Raw genomic sequence first — 15,439 nt, 5'->3', positions numbered from 1 at the left:
TGCAAAAATACTAACTGGCGGTGCAGGGTATATAGGCTCACATGTAGTCAAAGAGCTGCTAAAAAAAGGAAAATATGAAGTTACCGTCATAGACAATCTCTCGACAGGCTTTCAAGAGACGATTGATCGCTTGAAACAGCACTATGGCGATTTTGTTTTTGAAAGGCTTGATCTATCTGATTGGGATGCTTTACATATATTTATGCAAAAAAACAGGTTTGATGCCATCATCCATTTTGCAGCAGCTCTCATTGTTCCAGAGTCTGTAGAAAACCCTTTGAAATATTATCTAAATAATACCGCAAATACCGCCAATTTAATACAAGAAGCTATGGAAAACGGAGTGAAAAAGTTTATCTTCTCTTCTACAGCTGCAGTCTATGGAGAGCCAGAATGCGTACCGATGGGTGGAATCAAGGAAGAGGCTCCCACATATCCTATCAATCCTTACGGCCAAAGTAAACTGATGAGCGAGCAAATTTTAAAAGATACTGCGAATGCTTACAGTGATTTCAAATATGTGGCTCTGCGCTATTTCAATGTTGCCGGAGCTGATATCGAGGGAAAAATCGGGCAGTCTACCAAAGATGCTACGCATTTGATCAAAGTGGCTGCTGAAGCTGCGCTTGGAAAACGAGAAAAGATGTATATTTTCGGAGATGACTATCCAACTCCTGATGGATCGTGTATACGTGACTATATTCATGTAGATGATTTGTCACAAGCACATCTTGATGCTTTAGAGTATTTGGATAAAGAGAAAAGCGACGTTTTTAATGTAGGCTATGGCAGAGGATACAGTGTCAAAGAGGTGATCGAGATGATGAAAAAAGTGAGCGGCGTTGATTTTCCGGTGGAAATTACTGGCAGAAGAGCTGGAGATCCAGCCATACTTATAGCAAATTCCCAAAAAATTCAACAAAAAATGGGATGGAAACCAAAATACGATGATCTGGAGCTTATCTGTAAAACGGCGCTTGAGTGGGAGAAGAAGCTCACTTGAGCCGAAAGAATAGGTGTGCCATGACGCTGACAAAATAGACCTGCAGCATCATACCCGCCATCGGTACGAGGGTGATGAGATAGAGTACTCCTGTTGTTCCCATGATCTTGAATTGATACTTTTTCACAAGATTTTCTAACTCCTCTTTGCTCATGATCTCTCCTCCCACATCGAGACTCAAAAAAGAGTGAAAAAGATAGTAAAAAGGGATATTGAGTGCAATAGCGTTGAACAGCGGTATGAAGTAGAGCACAAAAGAGAGCAAAAAGAGTCCGATACTTTTTACAATGATCTTTGCCATCAGGATCATATATTCAAAGATTGTGAGTCCTTTGCCAAGATCGATATAGCTGTAGTGACGTTTATGAATCTCTTTAATGATATATGGGGTAAAAAATCCCATGATGATCGTAGCGGTGGCAGTGGAGAGCAAAATGACAAAAAGCGCTCCAAGTACGGTTAACAGAGTGGCTATGACAAAGTGTGTCACGGAATTGCTTGCAAGCCATGCAAGGATAGGATGCTCTTTTGCAAACAATGCGATGGCAGGATCCTTAATGGCTTCAGGACTTTGTGCAAGCTGTTCAAGCATGTGAAGGATTTCCTGTCCACCGCCATAAAAAAGAGCTGCGAAAAGCATCAGTGTCAGAATAAACGGAACGAAAGTGATAGCCAAAAATTTTTTTGTCATAAAATCTTCCCATCCGGCTACAAAGACAGATTTTTGCATATTCTTTTCCTTTGTACTAAAATGCGTTTAAAAATCAAGGAGGCTCATTGAGCTGTTTCATTGTACCAAAAGTTTTGAGTGGGAGTGACCTGCAAAAAGCTTTGAAAAAGATAGGCATCAAGCTTTCCGATATCAAAAAGAGCTACTATGCAAACGGTAAAACGCTGCTGTGCCTAAAAAAACGGGTCAAAAAGAGGCTGGATAAATCCCTTTTTCCTTCACGCGATGAAGAAGCTGAGATCAAAGAGATTTATGAGTTTTGCGAGCGGTACCGCTATTTGATCAATACTGAAAGAAGAGCGGAGATCGAAGCGACTATAGGGGAGATAAAGGCATTAAGCGGGGTTGAGCGAGAAATCTACGGCAGAGCGATTTTGGGATTAAAAGGCTCCAAAGAGCCAAGTCGGCTCAATCTCTATTTTGTCAAATTTGGAAGAAGCCGTATTATCGATACGGAGATCAGTTCTGGTGATATCGTTCTTATTTCACGGGGAGAGCCTCTTAAAAGTGATGTGACTGGTACGGTGAGTGAAGTAAGAAAAAACTTTATCACAGTAGCGTTTGAAGAGAAACCTCCAAAGTGGGTTCATGGAGATGGCATTCGAATCGATCTGTATATCAATGATGTAACATTTAAAAGGATGGAAGAAAATCTTCATATTTTGCAGCATGCTACTGGTGTGCAGCGTCGCATGCGAAATTACGCTCTTGGCATATGGGAGCTAAAAGAGCCAAAAGAGCAGAGTTTTCAAGCAGTGACAAAACTTAACGATTCACAAAGTGAGGCAGTGCAAAAGGCTTTGGGAAGTGAAGTTTTTTTGGTCCATGGACCTCCTGGAACAGGAAAAACGTCAACTTTGATCGAACTTATTTTGCAAGAGGTAAAGCGGGGCAACAAAGTTTTAGCTACGGCGGATTCCAATACAGCCGTTGACAATATGCTGCAGCGCCTTGCCAGATACGACGTCAGCCTTGTCCGTATCGGCCATCCAGCTAGGATCCTGTATGAGTTGGAAGAGTTCAGCATCCATGCAAAGTATGAAAAGAGTCTGGAAGCCGAGGCGATAAAAAAGGGGTGGGAAGAGATAGGAGTGTTGGTAAAAGAGCGAGAACAACACTCCAAACCAACCCAGGCAAGAGCGAGAGGAATGAGTCATGATCGCATCATGACATTGGCAGCAAGAGGCAAAAGCATGCGAGGAGTCAGTGTAGCGACGATGCAGTCTATGGCCAAATGGATAAAACTAGATCGAAAGATCGATTCGCTTATCAAAAACTTGCGGTTTGAAGAGGAACAGGTCTATAAAAACATTATCGAAAATGCAGACGTGGTTCTTTCGACCAATGGGATGATCATGTCCGATATGCTCAAAAATTTTCATTTCGATGTGGCGGTGATCGATGAAGGAAGTCAGCAGATCATCCCATCTACCTTGATTCCCATTATGCATGCCAATCGATTTATTATAGCCGGAGATCACAAGCAGCTTCCACCAACTGTTGTGAGTGACTCAAAAGAGCTGAAAGAGTCTTTGTTTGAAAAGTTGATTGACCAAAATCCAAAAAATGCTTCTATGCTTCGAATACAGTACAGAATGCATGAAAAGATTATGCATTTTAGCAATGAGCAGTTTTATGAGGGAAAACTGATAGCCGATGCAAGTGTCAAACGCCACACCATTTGTGATTTTGAGCTAAAAGAGCCTAAAAGGTCCGAAGCCATACTGGGTTGCGAGCCTTTGGTATTTGTGGATACAAAAGGAGTGGAAGCCAAAGAGATGTTGGCCCAGCGCAGTACCAGCTATGAGAATGAAAAAGAGGCAAAAATCGTTAGTGTATTGAGTGAAGAGCTTTTGGCGATGGGGATGGAGCCTAAAGATATCGGCATTATCTCTCCTTATGCGGCACAGGTAAAAAGGATCAAGAAACTTGTGGAAACAGATGAGCGTATTATTGAAGTCAAAACAGTCGATGGCTTTCAAGGCAGAGAAAAAGAGGTGATTATCATCAGTTTTGTTCGATCCAACGAAGATGGGAAAATAGGCTTTTTAAAAGATCTCAGGCGTCTTAATGTCGCGATCACAAGGGCTAAACGAAAACTTATCTGCATAGGGGATGCCTCAACTTTGATACACGATGAAACTTATAAAGCTTTTTTGGAGTATGTAAAAAAAGAGGGTAAATATGTTGAATGGGAGGAGAGCGATGAAGAGACTGCAACGAATTGAGGAAGTACAAAACGCCATCAAGTCAAATGAAGCCGTGCTTTTGTACATCAGTGCGCCAAACTGTAATGTTTGTGATGTATTGAAAGAGAAAGTGAAAGAGCTTTTTTCCCAAAAATTTCCAAAAGTTGTTTTGGTAGAGGTAAATGTTGCCGAAATTCCTGAAATTTCTGGTACATTCAATATCTTTTCAGCTCCGGCAATGCTGCTCTTTTTTGATGGAAAGGAGTTTTTGCGTGAGGGACGCAATGTGAGTTTGCAGCGTATGCAAGAAAAGGTGCAAAAGGTGTATGATCTTTATTTTTCGTGAAGAAGGCTGAGCCTACTTCACTGTAAAGACCGCTTTTTTGAAAATGATCGGTTTTGTTGCTTCAGGAGCTTTGATTCCAAGTTTTTTGGCAAGTGGTGGTTTCACCAGCCTGTATCCAAGGATTACGATGACTTTGTCTGCTTTTTTGAGCGCAAAGCCATATTTGAAGACTTTTTTTTCATTTGCTTTGAGCATCGTGTCTTTGACTACCTCTTGTGCTAGCCACGGTGGTGTTGGTTTGCCGTCTTTTCCCAAAATGCGAACAAGGATCTCTGTTTTTTGAAATACTGTTTTTTTATCTCTTTTTACGACTGTTTTTACAAAGGCTACTCGTGCCGGATGAAGTAAAAGGTCATGAGGAAGTTTAGAGTTGATGGCGATTTCAAAACCTTTGAGATGTGGTAAAAACTCGATATCCACATATTGTGCAAGCATTTTGTTATGTGAATGAGCTCCTGCAAATCCGTGGAATGCGTGTGTTTTTCTTTTTTTAAGTGTTGAGACACTTCCTGCTATTTTTGGCATATGGCAGCTGACGCAGTTGGCGTTTTCTATCTCCCTGTGAGGATTGGTTGAGCAGACGTTGAGACCAAATTTGTTTCGTTTGTGAGAGTGGCATCCCATACAGACGTTTCCTTGCAAGAAACGTTTATTGGATGTGTCGATTTCATGAAACGGTGATTTGATGTGATCTTTTCTTGTGCCAAAATATTTTTTTGGTGTTTTGCTGATGATATTGTGATTCGTTTTGAGATCCTCTTTGATCGCTTTAATTCGGTGGCAGTACGCGCAGGCTACTGCGTCATTTTGTGTTGGATCTTTTGGATCAGGGCCAATCCCGTTTGGCTGAATGAGCTGTTTGAAATTTTTCGCAGCTGGAGTGTGACATTTGGCACATTTGTAGGCCCCTTTTTTGTGCAGTGGATTTTTCTTCCAGACTGCAGCGTGGATAGGATCTTTAAAGATCGTGGCATTGGCATGTTGACTGGTTTGATACTCTTTGTAAATCAACGGATGGCACTCTTTACAGGCACTGTTTGGTGCGAAATGGGAAGCAAAAAGGGCGCAAGCCGTAGCCACTAACAACCATACTCTATTCATATCCACGCTCCTTCCGTTTTTTGGCGATCTCTTCTCTTCGTTTCAACGCTTCGTTACTCGGTGTCTGGGGATTGCTAAAAAGCGCTTTTCCATACAGCACACACCCTTTGTCTCCCGGATCGCACGGCTTTTTCAAAAGATCACAATATTCCCCGATTTGGTGAGAACAGGTCCAACTACCCATGCAACTCCTTTTTGCTATAATTCAAAGAAAAAGGACAACGAATGAAAAAGCTCTTGCTCTTGGTGCCAATTATAGCATTTTTCTTGACCGGCTGTACTCAGGAGACGCAAAACAAGCTCGGACGCGCTATCGTCAACTGGACGGGAACAAATGGGGTACTTGAGATATACAGCGGGGGGAAAGTGGTAAAAAGAATTATGCATATCGATAAAATCTCCACTGCCTATGGAACAGACGACAGTCGTCCAAGACCTTACCGATATGGCTACGGTTATCTTGATGCAAATTTAGATGGGATTTTGCAAAAAGAGGAGAAACGCAAAAAGATCTATTTTGAATTTAGCGACTACTCCACTCAATACCTTTTTTATGAGCATCCTTGATGATTTTGTATATACACGGATTCAAAAGTTGCGGTTGGGGAAATAAATCAAGGGGCTTACAAAGCTATTTTGGTGATGTGTTGGCGCCAGATCTTCCTCCATCGCCATCCAAAGCGATACATAACCTTGAAAAAATTATCCAATCAAATGAAGTGGATCTTTTAGTAGGATCTTCCTTAGGAGGATACTACGCTACATATCTAGCACAAAAGTATGTCATCAAAGCGGTTTTGATCAATCCATCAACGAGACCTTTTGAGACATTAAAGCCATACATTGGATGGCAGGAGCGATTTTGCGATGAAGATATGTTTGAATGGAAAGAGGAGTATATAAAAGAGCTTTTCAACTACGATACGAATAATCTCAAAAAGCACCTCTTTTTGGTTTTACTGCAAACGGGTGATGAGGTGTTGGATTATCGTGTTGCGTTAAAAAAATATGCAAATCAGCGTCGAATAGTAGAATATGGAGGCAACCACCGTTTTGAAAATATAGAAGATTATTTATGTATGATAAAACGATTTAGGGAGGGAAATGGAAGTCATTGAGCTATTTAAAAAGCTGCTCTCTTTTCCCAGCATCACTCCTGATGATGCTGGGAGTCTAGAGTTTATTAGAGAATATCTTTCAGACTTTCATGCTTTGTGGTTCAATAAACATGGCGTGAAAAATCTCTTTTTATACAAAAAGTTTGGCGAAGGGGAGCATCTCTGTTTTGCAGGCCACGTAGATGTGGTTCCGCCAGGGGATGGTTGGGAGAGTGATCCATTTGAACCGTTAGAAAAAGATGGTTTTATCTATGCACGAGGCGCGCAGGATATGAAAAGTGGTGTTGCCGCTTTTGTACAGGCAGTCAAAGAGGCAACGGCGTTTCATGGTACCCTTTCGTTGCTGTTAACAAGTGATGAAGAGGGTGAGGCGAAGTGGGGTACGAAATATGCTTTGGAAGAGCTTGATCGAATGCAAATGATTCCTGAATATACAATCGTCGCTGAGCCAACATGTGAGGAACGTTTTGGTGATGCGATAAAGATTGGACGTAGAGGTTCGATCAATGGAGTGATAGAAAAGATAGGAAAGCAAGGTCATGCAGCTTACCCTGAAAAAGCGGTCAATCCAATCCACAAAGTGGCTCAAGTTTTACCAAAAATGGCTGGGGTTGATCTTGACAGTGGCGATGAGTATTTTGCGCCAAGCAAATTTGTCATTACCGATATCAGAGCCGGGATGGAAGTGACAAACGTGACACCCGGCAGACTGAAGATGATGTTCAATGTACGAAACAATACAAAAATAACGATGCAAGACGTGGAACGTTTTGTGCATCGATATTTTGACGGGATGAATTACACATTGAAGCTCAGTCAAAGTGCAAAACCGTTTTTAACTGATCCCCATTCAAAAGTAGTACAAGTGATCGATCAGGCGATCAAAAAAGTAACCGGATTAACTCCAAAACACTCTACTGCCGGCGGGACAAGCGATGCAAGATTTTTCGCTGAATATGGTGTAAAAACGATTGAGTTTGGTGTGAAAAACGATACGATCCATGCGCCAAATGAGAGAACTTCAAAAGAAGAAGTAGAAAAGCTGTATCTTGTTTTTAAAGAAGTGATACGAAGTTTTTAACAAGAGGGATCAATGTCCCTCATGCTCAGTTGTGTTATTTTCTTGTGCATTCTCTGTACTGTTTTCTTCAGTTGTTTTTTCGATCTCACCTTTGATCTGTTTGAGTGCCTCTTGCGCTTTTTCTTCAATTGTTGAGGGTTCACTTTGCGTTGTTGGTGCCGGTGCTGCTGCCTTTGGTTCTGCAGGAGTCGATGCTGTCTCCTTTTGTTCTACCGGTTCAGTTTGTTCAGGTGCATTTTCTTCAGCTTTTGGTACAGTTGTTGTTGACTGTGCAGGAGCGGGTTTTGTCTCTTTGGCTTTTTTGAGCTCACTTTTACAGCTATCAAGCTCATCTTCAAGTTCCATGATCTTGTCATCCATAGTACTGACAGCTTGAACATTTGCGCCATATTTGTAAACAAGCTCACCGCCATCTTTTCCCTGTTTCAAAGCAAAACCTACAAATATCGCGACAAGAAGCGTGAAGACAATTTTGGCGATTTTGTTGTTAATGGCAGCAATGATCAATTTTAGGATAAAAAGTAAAGAAATTCCGTATACCAGATAAAGTCCCAGAAGTTTATGCTCTTTGAGTTCAGCTTGTCCATCGTGCGAAAGCAAGGCATACGCTTCTGATCCGTCTGTTTTTCCCGTAAAAAAGGCTGCAAAATAGATGAGCGTTGCCAATAACAGAAGTAAAGATGAAATCACACCTACGCATTTTCGTTTGACAATGAGATTTGCGATTTCAAGCAGCAATACAATAACCGGGATTGCTATGGCAAAATGCACGATCGGTGGGTGCAACAACAGTGGTATTTCAAAAGGAAGTTTTATCGAGTTGAGCAGTTCGACTGGTCCCATGCTTTATCCTTATATGGTGTTTTGCAAAGATTGTATCATAATGAAATTTGAAGAAAGTTTAATCGAAAAGGATGAATTGTGGCAAAATTGTGGGGATTTTGGTTGCGGAGGCAGGATTTGAACCTCTGATTTTCTAGCATAGGATTCCTGGATAATATTATAAGAGAAATAAATATATAGACCTTATGTGATATAATCTAAGTAAAGTATTTTATAGGAGTTTGTTATGAGTGTTATCTATTTTCCATCAAATTTTACTGATCTGTATTTAAATGTCTTAGATGCATTAAAAGATTCATATTTTCAAACGAAAAAAGTTGTATATGAAAAGATAATGGATTCGTTGATTTTTCAATTAATCAATAATAAAAACGATATGCAAAAAATACTAAATAATTTGGATGATTATATAGCAAAAGAGGATTTTTCAATTATAGATGATGTAAATTTAGAAGAGTTTTATTCGTATATTGATACTTCAAAAGAAAACTTGTTTAATCTTTTAAAATATTTGGAAAATAAAAAGAGCATAGATAAATATTTCAAAAGACTCTATGATATTGTGGATGACTTATATACTCTTACACTACAAATCGATGATAGAATCAGTACTTTAGAGTCATATAGAGATATATTTACATTGAAAAAGGCTGTTTAATTTAAAATTTCTTTTTTCCACCAGATATAAAAGAGATTATAAAAAGCTTATTCAAAAAAATCCCCAATTAAAAAAACTCATAGAAGAAACTTTATCAATTTTACAAAATGATCCAACGGATTATAGGCTTCATTATAAAAAATTGCAAAAAAGATAAATATCGATATTCAGTAAGAGTATTAAATACGCAATATCGGATTTTACTTACTGTTATTGAAGAAATATATGAATTGCGTCACATACTCACTCATGATGAATATGATCGAATAAATAAAGATTGTTAGGGGATTTGGTTGCGGAGGCAGGATTTGAACCTGCGACCTTCGGGTTATGAGCCCGACGAGCTACCAGGCTGCTCTACTCCGCGACAGAAGTGGCTGGGGTGGGAGGATTCGAACCCCCGAATGGCGGGACCAAAACCCGCTGCCTTACCGCTTGGCGACACCCCAATAAATTCAGGCGAAATTATAATATGCAACTTAAAAATTGTCAAGATTTGACCAGCTATTTAGCTTTGATTTGCAACAGATTGTTTTTAATTTGATGAATATCGCCATTGAGATCTTGAAAATAGTTCAACATTTGATAGAAAGACTCTGTGTTCATTTTCATTTCTTCCTTGATTGTTGTTGAAATTTGTGTTATTTCGTCAAGCGTTTTTTCTATAAGTTCAGAATTTTGGATATCATTGGCACTCATAGATACTATAGTTGCAATACTCTTTTCAAGGTTATCAAGGTGTTCTTCTACAACTTTGGAAGTTTGAACAATATTAATCGAGTCATTCGCGATAGCTTCAATCTCTTTTGTTGTACTGAAAATAGATTGAACGATGGAATTGATTGTTCTGTTGATATCTTCCAAATTCTTTTGGGTATGTTCAGCTAATTTTCTGACTTCATCTGCAACCACGGCAAATCCTTTGCCTTGCTCACCTACTCGGGCTGCTTCAATGGAAGCATTGAGTGCAAGAAGATTTGTATGATCGGCAATATCAGCTATTATTTTTAAAACTTCTTTGATTTCATTAGTTTGTTTGGATAAAGATTCGAGTTTATGACTGGCATTAAGCTGTTTTTTGCTTGATTTGTCAATTTTTTCGTTGAGATTTTCTAAACTCTCCTTTGTGGTAAGGATATTGTCGATGGAATGATCAAGAGTAGTTTGAATCTGTTTGGAAAATTCCAAATTGTTGTCACTTTCTTTTTTAGTAAATTTGATTTTTTCAGTCATTTTTGTAAAGTTCTCTTCCATAGAGGTTGTATTAGTTTCGACTGATTGAACAAGATTTTCTATCTTTAACGTTAGGTCTTCACTTTTTTTGACAATCGTCTCAATGTCAAGAAGTTTGGAGAGTTTTTGAACAAAATTATTGATTAAATTTTTCATCTGGTCGAATTCAAGGGAAAAGGGGAGTGAGAAATTGAGAGTGGATCCAAGTTTGAGTTCAGACAAAAAAGTTATCATTTTTTTAGCAGGCTCAACTCCGTTGAATTTCTCATCTAAATCATGGAGTAAAATAACGAAAGCAATGAGAAATTGTATAATTTTACCGATTATATTAGGTGTGAAAAAAAGAGCATTGGTAATCAGCAACGCAATTCCAATCCAATGTACAAGACGCATGCGCAGAAACAAAGATCGTAACATTCCGGCACCTTTTACATTAAATAATAAATAATTTGTTTTATTAATTTTGGACTATTGTAACATAAATTAGAATATTTTATTCAATTTTTTTTTATAAATATGATATTTGATTTGTATGCTTTTTGCTTTTTGGAAATCTTTTTTGATAAAATCAGCAAAAATTTATTGAGGAGCTTTGATGAATATGATTACCGGAAAGGTCTGGAAGTTTGGAGACAATATCGACACCGACCTGATAATTGCTGCACGCTACCTTAATACATCAGATCCTCACGAGCTTGCAAAACATGTGATGGAGGATGCGGATCCAGATTTTGTGAAGAAGTTACAACCTGGAGATATTATTGTCGCAGGAGAAAACTTTGGATGCGGAAGTAGTCGAGAGCACGCTCCTATCGCACTGAAAGCCGCGGGTGTCGCAGCTGTGGTCGCAAAAAGTTTTGCACGAATCTTTTATCGAAATGCATTCAATATGGGGCTACCAATATTTGAGCTAAGTGAGACGGATAAAATCAATGAAGGGGATCTTATCTCTATCGACATGGAGAAAGGTGTGATTAAAGATCTCAATAAACATGTTGAGTATAAATTTGCTCCCATTCCTCCGTTTATGCAAGAGCTTTTGGCTTGTGGAGGACTCATGAATTATGCCAAAGCGCAAATTTTGGAGGAAAACAAATGAGAAAATACAAAGTAGCCCTTATTAAAGGGGACGGAATTGGACCAGAAATCATCGATGAAGCGGTGAAAGTTTTAGATGCTGTCAGTGTGAAAGAGGGGTTTGAGATCACGTATAAAGAGGCTCTTCTTGGTGGTGCTGCTATCGATGTAACAGGAGAACCTATTCCAACGGAAACTATAGAGATAGCAAAATCGTGCGATGCAGTGCTTTTTGGCGCAATTGGAGGACCAAAATGGGATGAATTGCCAAGAGATAAGCGCCCAGAAACTGGACTACTCAAACTTCGAAAAGCCTTGGAAGTGTTTGCAAACTTACGACCTGTAACGGTATATGATGAACTGGTAAACGCATCAACTTTAAAACCAGAAGTGATAAAAGGCACCGATCTTATGGTTGTTCGTGAACTAATTGGCGGAATCTATTTTGGCCAGCCAAGAGCCCTTGAAGAAGATCGAGCCTACAACACGATGGTCTATACGAAAGCAGAGGTAAAAAGAATTGCTAAAAAAGCCTTTGAAATTGCAATGAAACGAAAAAAGAAGGTGACTTCTGTTGATAAAGCAAATGTGCTTGAAGTAAGTCAGCTTTGGAGAGATACAGTGAATGAAGTAGCAAAAGAGTATCCAGAAGTCGTTGTTGAACATATGTATGTGGACAATGCAGCAATGCAGCTCATTCGAGATCCAAAGCAGTTTGATGTTATTTTGACCGGTAATATCTTTGGAGATATTTTGAGCGATGAAGCGAGTATGCTCAGCGGTTCTATCGGACTGCTTCCAAGTGCAAGTATAGGTGAACAGTATGGGCTTTATGAGCCTATTCACGGAAGTGCACCGGATATCGCAGGACAAGGCATAGCAAATCCGATTGCTACGATTGCCAGTGCAGCGATGATGCTAAGGTATCAGTTTGGGGAGATAGATGCTGCCAATCGCATAGAAAATGCTATCAAAAAGGTTTTAAAAGAGGGATATAGAACAAAAGATATTGCCTCATTTGATGCCAAAGAGGTAATCACAACCAGCGAGATGGGTTCACTTATTGCTCAATATGCAAGTGAACTTTAAACATCGGGGATACTACCCCGAGCTTTTTACTCTTCTTCCTGAAGATTTACAATCAGAACTTCAAAAACTAAGAATCTTTTTCCAAGAAAAAACAACTCGCGTCTATATGGTGGGTGGAGCTGTTCGAGATTTGATCCGAATCGTTTTAGAAAAGCAACCTATTGACATAATTGACCTTGATATTGAAGTATACGGTATCAAACCAAAAGAGTTTGATGCATTGATGCATGAGCTTGGTGCAAAAGGGGTCGGAAAGAGCTTTTTTGTTTATAAATATAAAGAAAATATCGATCTTTCATTGCCTCGAATCGAATCAAAAATTGGCAAAGGCCATAAAGCATTTGCTGTGGAACTGGCCAAAGATGAAAAGAGTGCCAGTATTCGAAGAGATTTTAAAATGAATGCGCTGATGCTTAATATCTTTACTGGTGAACTGCTCGATTTTTGGGGTGGGATTGAAGATATAGCGCACAAGCGTATTTCTATTATCGATGAAGAGAAATTCAAAGAAGATAGTTTGCGAGTGCTTAGGGCCATGCAGTTTAGTGCCAGATTTAAATATAAAATTGAGAAAAGAAGCTGCGAAGTGATGCGAGAAATTGCTTTGGATGATCTGAGTCATGAGCGTATTTTTTGGGAATTTGAAAAGATGTTTAAAGCTTCATTCTTACATTTTGGTCTTTATGCGTTTACTGCCTTGAATATTGATCAAAAACTGTTTGGATTGCGAATTTCAAGAAAAAATTTTTTTCAAATTGCCAAAGAAATGATGAGAAACAGAATATACTTTCAAGAGCATCTATATAAATTTGAATTTTTGTATATTTTGAGTATGAGACTTCATAAAAATGTTTTTCGCTTTTTAGAGGTTTTACAAACACCGAAAGAATATTATAAAGCTTTTAAAAAGCAAAAAGCTATTCCAACATATCGCAGTGATCGTTTCCTTGCAGGACTTGCCACCAACTATCCTATCAAAAACTGGCTTGGGAATTACAAACAAGATGTTACAATACGGGCAAAAAAGTTTGGTATTTGGGAAGAAAAGTTTCAGCCAGTGCAGGCAAAAGAGTTGATGCAAGAAGGTTTTTTTGGGGCTGAACTAGGAAAAGAGCTGCGTAAGCGGACGCTTCAAATAATCAGACAAAGGTTTGCCAAATGAAAACGTATCGCGTTTTAATCGATTGTAAAGATCAAAAGGGACTTGTTTTTCATATCTCAAAAATCTTTTATGAGAATGATTTGAATATTGAAAAAAATGACGAATTTGTGGATATTGAAAACAATAAATTTTTCATGCGAAGTGTGGTAAAAGGAAAGATTGAAAGAGAAGAGCTGTTGCGACTTTTGCTAGAGGCTTTGCCAGAAGAGTCCAATGTAAGAGTCATTACTCCGAGAAAAAAGAAAGTTGTTCTGATGGCCACGAAGGAAAGCCATGTTTTGGGAGATATTCTTATCCGACATTTTGATGGAGAACTTCCTATAGATATCGTGGCGGTCATCAGTAACTATGATCTTTTGCGTCCTTTAGTAGAAAAGTTTGGAATAGACTATTTTCATGTTCCCCATGGGGATCTGTCTCGAAGCGAACATGAAGAGAAAATTTTGTCTCTTTTGGAGATGTTTGAACATATTGACTATATTGTCTTGGCCAAATATATGCGAATTTTAACGCCGGATTTTGTCAAAAAGTATGAAAATAAAATCATCAATATTCACCATTCATTCTTACCTGCGTTTATTGGAGCAAATCCATATAAGCAGGCATATGATAGGGGGGTGAAGATTATTGGAGCAACTGCTCATTTTGTCAATGACAATTTGGATGAAGGGCCGATTATCGCACAAGATGTGTTGCCAGTCGATCACACGTTCAGCTGGCAGGAGATGCGAAAAGCCGGACGTGATATCGAGAAGATTGTTTTGGCAAGGGCATTGAAGTTGGCTGTGGAAGATCGAATCTTTGTTTATGCCAATAAAACGGTTATTTTTTAATGTTCAATATTGTTCTTGTCCATCCGCAAATTCCACCCAATACTGGTAATATCGGAAGGCTTTGTGTCAATACAGGTTCAACTTTGCATCTTGTCAAACCCCTTGGGTTTGATATTAGCGAAAAAGCAGTGAAAAGAGCTGGACTTGATTACTGGGACAAGCTTGAGTTGAAGGTGTGGGATTCTCTTGATAAGTTATTGCACAATTGTAATCTTTCAAGAGCATTTTTTGCAACCACAAAAAGTAGTAAGCCCTATTTTCAAGTCAAATACCAACCGGGAGATTTTCTTTTTTTTGGGAATGAAACAAAGGGTTTACCGATGGAACTCTTGGAAAAACATTGGGAGCATGCAGTAACTATCCCGATGACAAAAGAGGGACGAAGTCTGAATTTAGCAGTGAGTGTCGGCATTGTCGTATATGAAGGGATACGGCAAAATTTTGAAGCGTTTACAAAAGAGATGGATTAATCAACCAAATTTCTAAACCTATGAGTCCTGAGAAAAAAAGAAAATAGAGATGCTCTTTGAATGACCCTGTGGAGAAGCGAAGGGGTTTTGGAAGAATAAGAAGTTTTTTACCGCAACAAAAGTTGCTGATACCTCGAGTTGTCATGGCATCTCCCAAAATATGTAAAGGGTATCCAATCATGATGCCTGCAGCAATGCTAAGAGGTATGATATGAGGTATGAATGCAAGCATCGTCAGAATATAGACAGAAATTATTCCTTTGAGAGAGTGTGTGAATCCTCTATGCTTTGCAAACAGCGTGATAATAAACGGTAGAATAGGTATCTTTTTGGAAATGTATGAGTGTAAATGATCTAGATCTGGCAAAAGTGCCGCTACAGCAACGGCTATAATGAAATTTTGTAAGTCAAAATAGGAAATTGCATTTTGTGTGTACAATACCAGTATTGGTGGTACCGCTACCGATTCGGCAAATGCGATATGGGTTTTATACGTCATGGCGACA

Annotated in this window: 18 protein-coding genes and 2 tRNA genes; 12 read left to right on the top strand and 8 right to left on the bottom strand. The window is 39.0% G+C overall.

Annotated features, from left to right (window positions below):
• The first annotated feature begins 7 nt into the window (after window positions 1–7).
• Window positions 8–1,003: a UDP-glucose 4-epimerase GalE gene (gene galE, locus JG735_RS06625; protein WP_201335736.1), complete on the top strand. Its 996-nt coding sequence runs from the start codon at window positions 8–10 to the stop codon at window positions 1,001–1,003.
• Here galE and JG735_RS06620 read toward each other — a convergent pair.
• The gene (locus JG735_RS06620) at window positions 996–1,733 is read right to left on the bottom strand and encodes an EI24 domain-containing protein (protein WP_201334292.1); all 738 of its coding nucleotides are present in this window, start codon (window positions 1,731–1,733) and stop codon (window positions 996–998) included. The genes galE and JG735_RS06620 overlap by 8 nt on opposite strands.
• Window positions 1,734–1,780: 47 nt before the next feature.
• Between JG735_RS06620 and JG735_RS06615 the strand changes: the two genes are divergently transcribed.
• Window positions 1,781–3,961 (top strand): IGHMBP2 family helicase, encoded by a 2,181-nt coding sequence (locus tag JG735_RS06615; RefSeq protein ID WP_201334291.1) that lies wholly within the window; start codon window positions 1,781–1,783, stop codon window positions 3,959–3,961.
• Window positions 3,939–4,268, top strand: coding sequence for a co-chaperone YbbN (locus JG735_RS06610; RefSeq protein WP_201334290.1), 330 nt, complete (start codon window positions 3,939–3,941; stop codon window positions 4,266–4,268). The genes JG735_RS06615 and JG735_RS06610 overlap by 23 nt, the downstream gene beginning before the upstream one ends.
• Window positions 4,269–4,280: 12 nt before the next feature.
• Here the strand turns inward: JG735_RS06610 and JG735_RS06605 are convergent, their stop codons facing one another.
• Both JG735_RS06605 and JG735_RS06600 read right to left on the bottom strand, forming a co-directional pair.
• Window positions 4,281–5,369: a multiheme c-type cytochrome gene (locus tag JG735_RS06605; RefSeq protein ID WP_201334289.1), complete on the bottom strand. Its 1,089-nt coding sequence runs from the start codon at window positions 5,367–5,369 to the stop codon at window positions 4,281–4,283.
• Window positions 5,362–5,553, bottom strand: coding sequence for a hypothetical protein (locus JG735_RS06600; protein WP_201334288.1), 192 nt, complete (start codon window positions 5,551–5,553; stop codon window positions 5,362–5,364). Before JG735_RS06600 ends, JG735_RS06605 begins: the two co-directional genes overlap by 8 nt.
• A gap of 41 nt (window positions 5,554–5,594) precedes the next feature.
• On the opposite strand from JG735_RS06600, the gene JG735_RS06595 reads away from it, so the two are divergent.
• The 3 genes from JG735_RS06595 to dapE are packed head-to-tail and all read left to right on the top strand — an operon-like array spanning window position 5,595 to window position 7,568.
• Complete coding sequence (locus JG735_RS06595; protein WP_201334287.1) at window positions 5,595–5,936, top strand: hypothetical protein; 342 nt, start codon at window positions 5,595–5,597, stop codon at window positions 5,934–5,936.
• On the top strand, window positions 5,936–6,487 hold the full coding sequence (locus JG735_RS06590; protein ID WP_201334286.1) for a YqiA/YcfP family alpha/beta fold hydrolase: 552 nt from the start codon (window positions 5,936–5,938) through the stop codon (window positions 6,485–6,487). The genes JG735_RS06595 and JG735_RS06590 overlap by 1 nt, the downstream gene beginning before the upstream one ends.
• Complete coding sequence (gene dapE / locus JG735_RS06585) at window positions 6,474–7,568, top strand: succinyl-diaminopimelate desuccinylase (protein WP_201334285.1); 1,095 nt, start codon at window positions 6,474–6,476, stop codon at window positions 7,566–7,568. Before JG735_RS06590 ends, dapE begins: the two co-directional genes overlap by 14 nt.
• A 9-nt stretch (window positions 7,569–7,577) precedes the next feature.
• Here the strand turns inward: dapE and JG735_RS06580 are convergent, their stop codons facing one another.
• A complete protein-coding gene (locus JG735_RS06580; RefSeq protein WP_201334284.1) occupies window positions 7,578–8,411 on the bottom strand; it encodes a DUF2231 domain-containing protein in 834 nt (277 codons plus the stop codon).
• A 226-nt stretch (window positions 8,412–8,637) separates the two neighbouring features.
• Here JG735_RS06580 and JG735_RS06575 point away from each other — a divergent pair, with 226 nt between their 5' ends.
• Window positions 8,638–9,069, top strand: a complete 432-nt coding sequence (locus JG735_RS06575; protein WP_201334283.1) for a hypothetical protein — start codon at window positions 8,638–8,640, stop codon at window positions 9,067–9,069.
• Window positions 9,070–9,359: 290 nt separating this feature from the next.
• Here the strand turns inward: JG735_RS06575 and JG735_RS06570 are convergent.
• The 3 genes from JG735_RS06570 to JG735_RS09905 form a co-directional block, all read right to left on the bottom strand.
• Window positions 9,360–9,436 (bottom strand) — tRNA-Met (locus JG735_RS06570).
• A gap of 7 nt (window positions 9,437–9,443) precedes the next feature.
• Window positions 9,444–9,518, bottom strand: a tRNA-Gln gene (locus tag JG735_RS06565).
• A 55-nt stretch (window positions 9,519–9,573) separates the two neighbouring features.
• Window positions 9,574–10,719, bottom strand: coding sequence for a methyl-accepting chemotaxis protein (locus JG735_RS09905; RefSeq protein WP_201334282.1), 1,146 nt, complete (start codon window positions 10,717–10,719; stop codon window positions 9,574–9,576).
• 178 nt (window positions 10,720–10,897) lie between these two features.
• Here JG735_RS09905 and JG735_RS06555 point away from each other — a divergent pair, with 178 nt between their 5' ends.
• The 5 genes from JG735_RS06555 to JG735_RS06535 are packed head-to-tail and all read left to right on the top strand — an operon-like array spanning window position 10,898 to window position 14,933.
• The gene (locus JG735_RS06555; RefSeq protein ID WP_201334281.1) at window positions 10,898–11,401 is read left to right on the top strand and encodes a 3-isopropylmalate dehydratase small subunit; all 504 of its coding nucleotides are present in this window, start codon (window positions 10,898–10,900) and stop codon (window positions 11,399–11,401) included.
• Window positions 11,398–12,468 (top strand): 3-isopropylmalate dehydrogenase, encoded by a 1,071-nt coding sequence (gene leuB, locus JG735_RS06550; protein WP_201334280.1) that lies wholly within the window; start codon window positions 11,398–11,400, stop codon window positions 12,466–12,468. Before JG735_RS06555 ends, leuB begins: the two co-directional genes overlap by 4 nt.
• Window positions 12,452–13,630: a CCA tRNA nucleotidyltransferase gene (locus JG735_RS06545; RefSeq protein WP_201334279.1), complete on the top strand. Its 1,179-nt coding sequence runs from the start codon at window positions 12,452–12,454 to the stop codon at window positions 13,628–13,630. Before leuB ends, JG735_RS06545 begins: the two co-directional genes overlap by 17 nt.
• Window positions 13,627–14,463, top strand: a complete 837-nt coding sequence (gene purU / locus JG735_RS06540; RefSeq protein WP_201334278.1) for a formyltetrahydrofolate deformylase — start codon at window positions 13,627–13,629, stop codon at window positions 14,461–14,463. The genes JG735_RS06545 and purU overlap by 4 nt, the downstream gene beginning before the upstream one ends.
• Window positions 14,463–14,933, top strand: coding sequence for a tRNA (cytidine(34)-2'-O)-methyltransferase (locus tag JG735_RS06535; protein WP_201334277.1), 471 nt, complete (start codon window positions 14,463–14,465; stop codon window positions 14,931–14,933). The genes purU and JG735_RS06535 overlap by 1 nt, the downstream gene beginning before the upstream one ends.
• Here JG735_RS06535 and JG735_RS06530 read toward each other — a convergent pair.
• The gene (locus JG735_RS06530; protein WP_201334276.1) at window positions 14,914–15,432 is read right to left on the bottom strand and encodes a metal-dependent hydrolase; all 519 of its coding nucleotides are present in this window, start codon (window positions 15,430–15,432) and stop codon (window positions 14,914–14,916) included. The two genes, JG735_RS06535 and JG735_RS06530, sit on opposite strands and share 20 nt — an antisense overlap.
• Between the last annotated feature and the right edge of the window lie 7 nt (window positions 15,433–15,439).

This window comes from Nitratiruptor sp. YY08-10, from assembly GCF_016629565.1.
GTDB lineage: Bacteria > Campylobacterota > Campylobacteria > Campylobacterales > Nitratiruptoraceae > Nitratiruptor.
The sequence above is the reverse complement of the archived record's forward strand: the minus strand, read 5'-3'. Positions and strand labels throughout refer to the sequence as shown.

Coding starts and splice junctions, on each gene's coding strand:
- JG735_RS06620 (WP_201334292.1), bottom strand. CDS start 1,733: ATGCAAAAATCTGTCTTTGTAGCCGGATGGGAAGATTTTATGACAAAA.
- JG735_RS06610 (WP_201334290.1), top strand. CDS start 3,939: ATGAAGAGACTGCAACGAATTGAGGAAGTACAAAACGCCATCAAGTCA.
- JG735_RS06605 (WP_201334289.1), bottom strand. CDS start 5,369: ATGAATAGAGTATGGTTGTTAGTGGCTACGGCTTGCGCCCTTTTTGCT.
- JG735_RS06600 (WP_201334288.1), bottom strand. CDS start 5,553: ATGGGTAGTTGGACCTGTTCTCACCAAATCGGGGAATATTGTGATCTT.
- JG735_RS06595 (WP_201334287.1), top strand. CDS start 5,595: ATGAAAAAGCTCTTGCTCTTGGTGCCAATTATAGCATTTTTCTTGACC.
- JG735_RS06590 (WP_201334286.1), top strand. CDS start 5,936: ATGATTTTGTATATACACGGATTCAAAAGTTGCGGTTGGGGAAATAAA.
- dapE (WP_201334285.1), top strand. CDS start 6,474: ATGGAAGTCATTGAGCTATTTAAAAAGCTGCTCTCTTTTCCCAGCATC.
- JG735_RS06580 (WP_201334284.1), bottom strand. CDS start 8,411: ATGGGACCAGTCGAACTGCTCAACTCGATAAAACTTCCTTTTGAAATA.
- JG735_RS06575 (WP_201334283.1), top strand. CDS start 8,638: ATGAGTGTTATCTATTTTCCATCAAATTTTACTGATCTGTATTTAAAT.
- JG735_RS09905 (WP_201334282.1), bottom strand. CDS start 10,719: ATGTTACGATCTTTGTTTCTGCGCATGCGTCTTGTACATTGGATTGGA.
- JG735_RS06555 (WP_201334281.1), top strand. CDS start 10,898: ATGAATATGATTACCGGAAAGGTCTGGAAGTTTGGAGACAATATCGAC.
- leuB (WP_201334280.1), top strand. CDS start 11,398: ATGAGAAAATACAAAGTAGCCCTTATTAAAGGGGACGGAATTGGACCA.
- JG735_RS06545 (WP_201334279.1), top strand. CDS start 12,452: ATGCAAGTGAACTTTAAACATCGGGGATACTACCCCGAGCTTTTTACT.
- purU (WP_201334278.1), top strand. CDS start 13,627: ATGAAAACGTATCGCGTTTTAATCGATTGTAAAGATCAAAAGGGACTT.
- JG735_RS06535 (WP_201334277.1), top strand. CDS start 14,463: ATGTTCAATATTGTTCTTGTCCATCCGCAAATTCCACCCAATACTGGT.
- JG735_RS06530 (WP_201334276.1), bottom strand. CDS start 15,432: ATGACGTATAAAACCCATATCGCATTTGCCGAATCGGTAGCGGTACCA.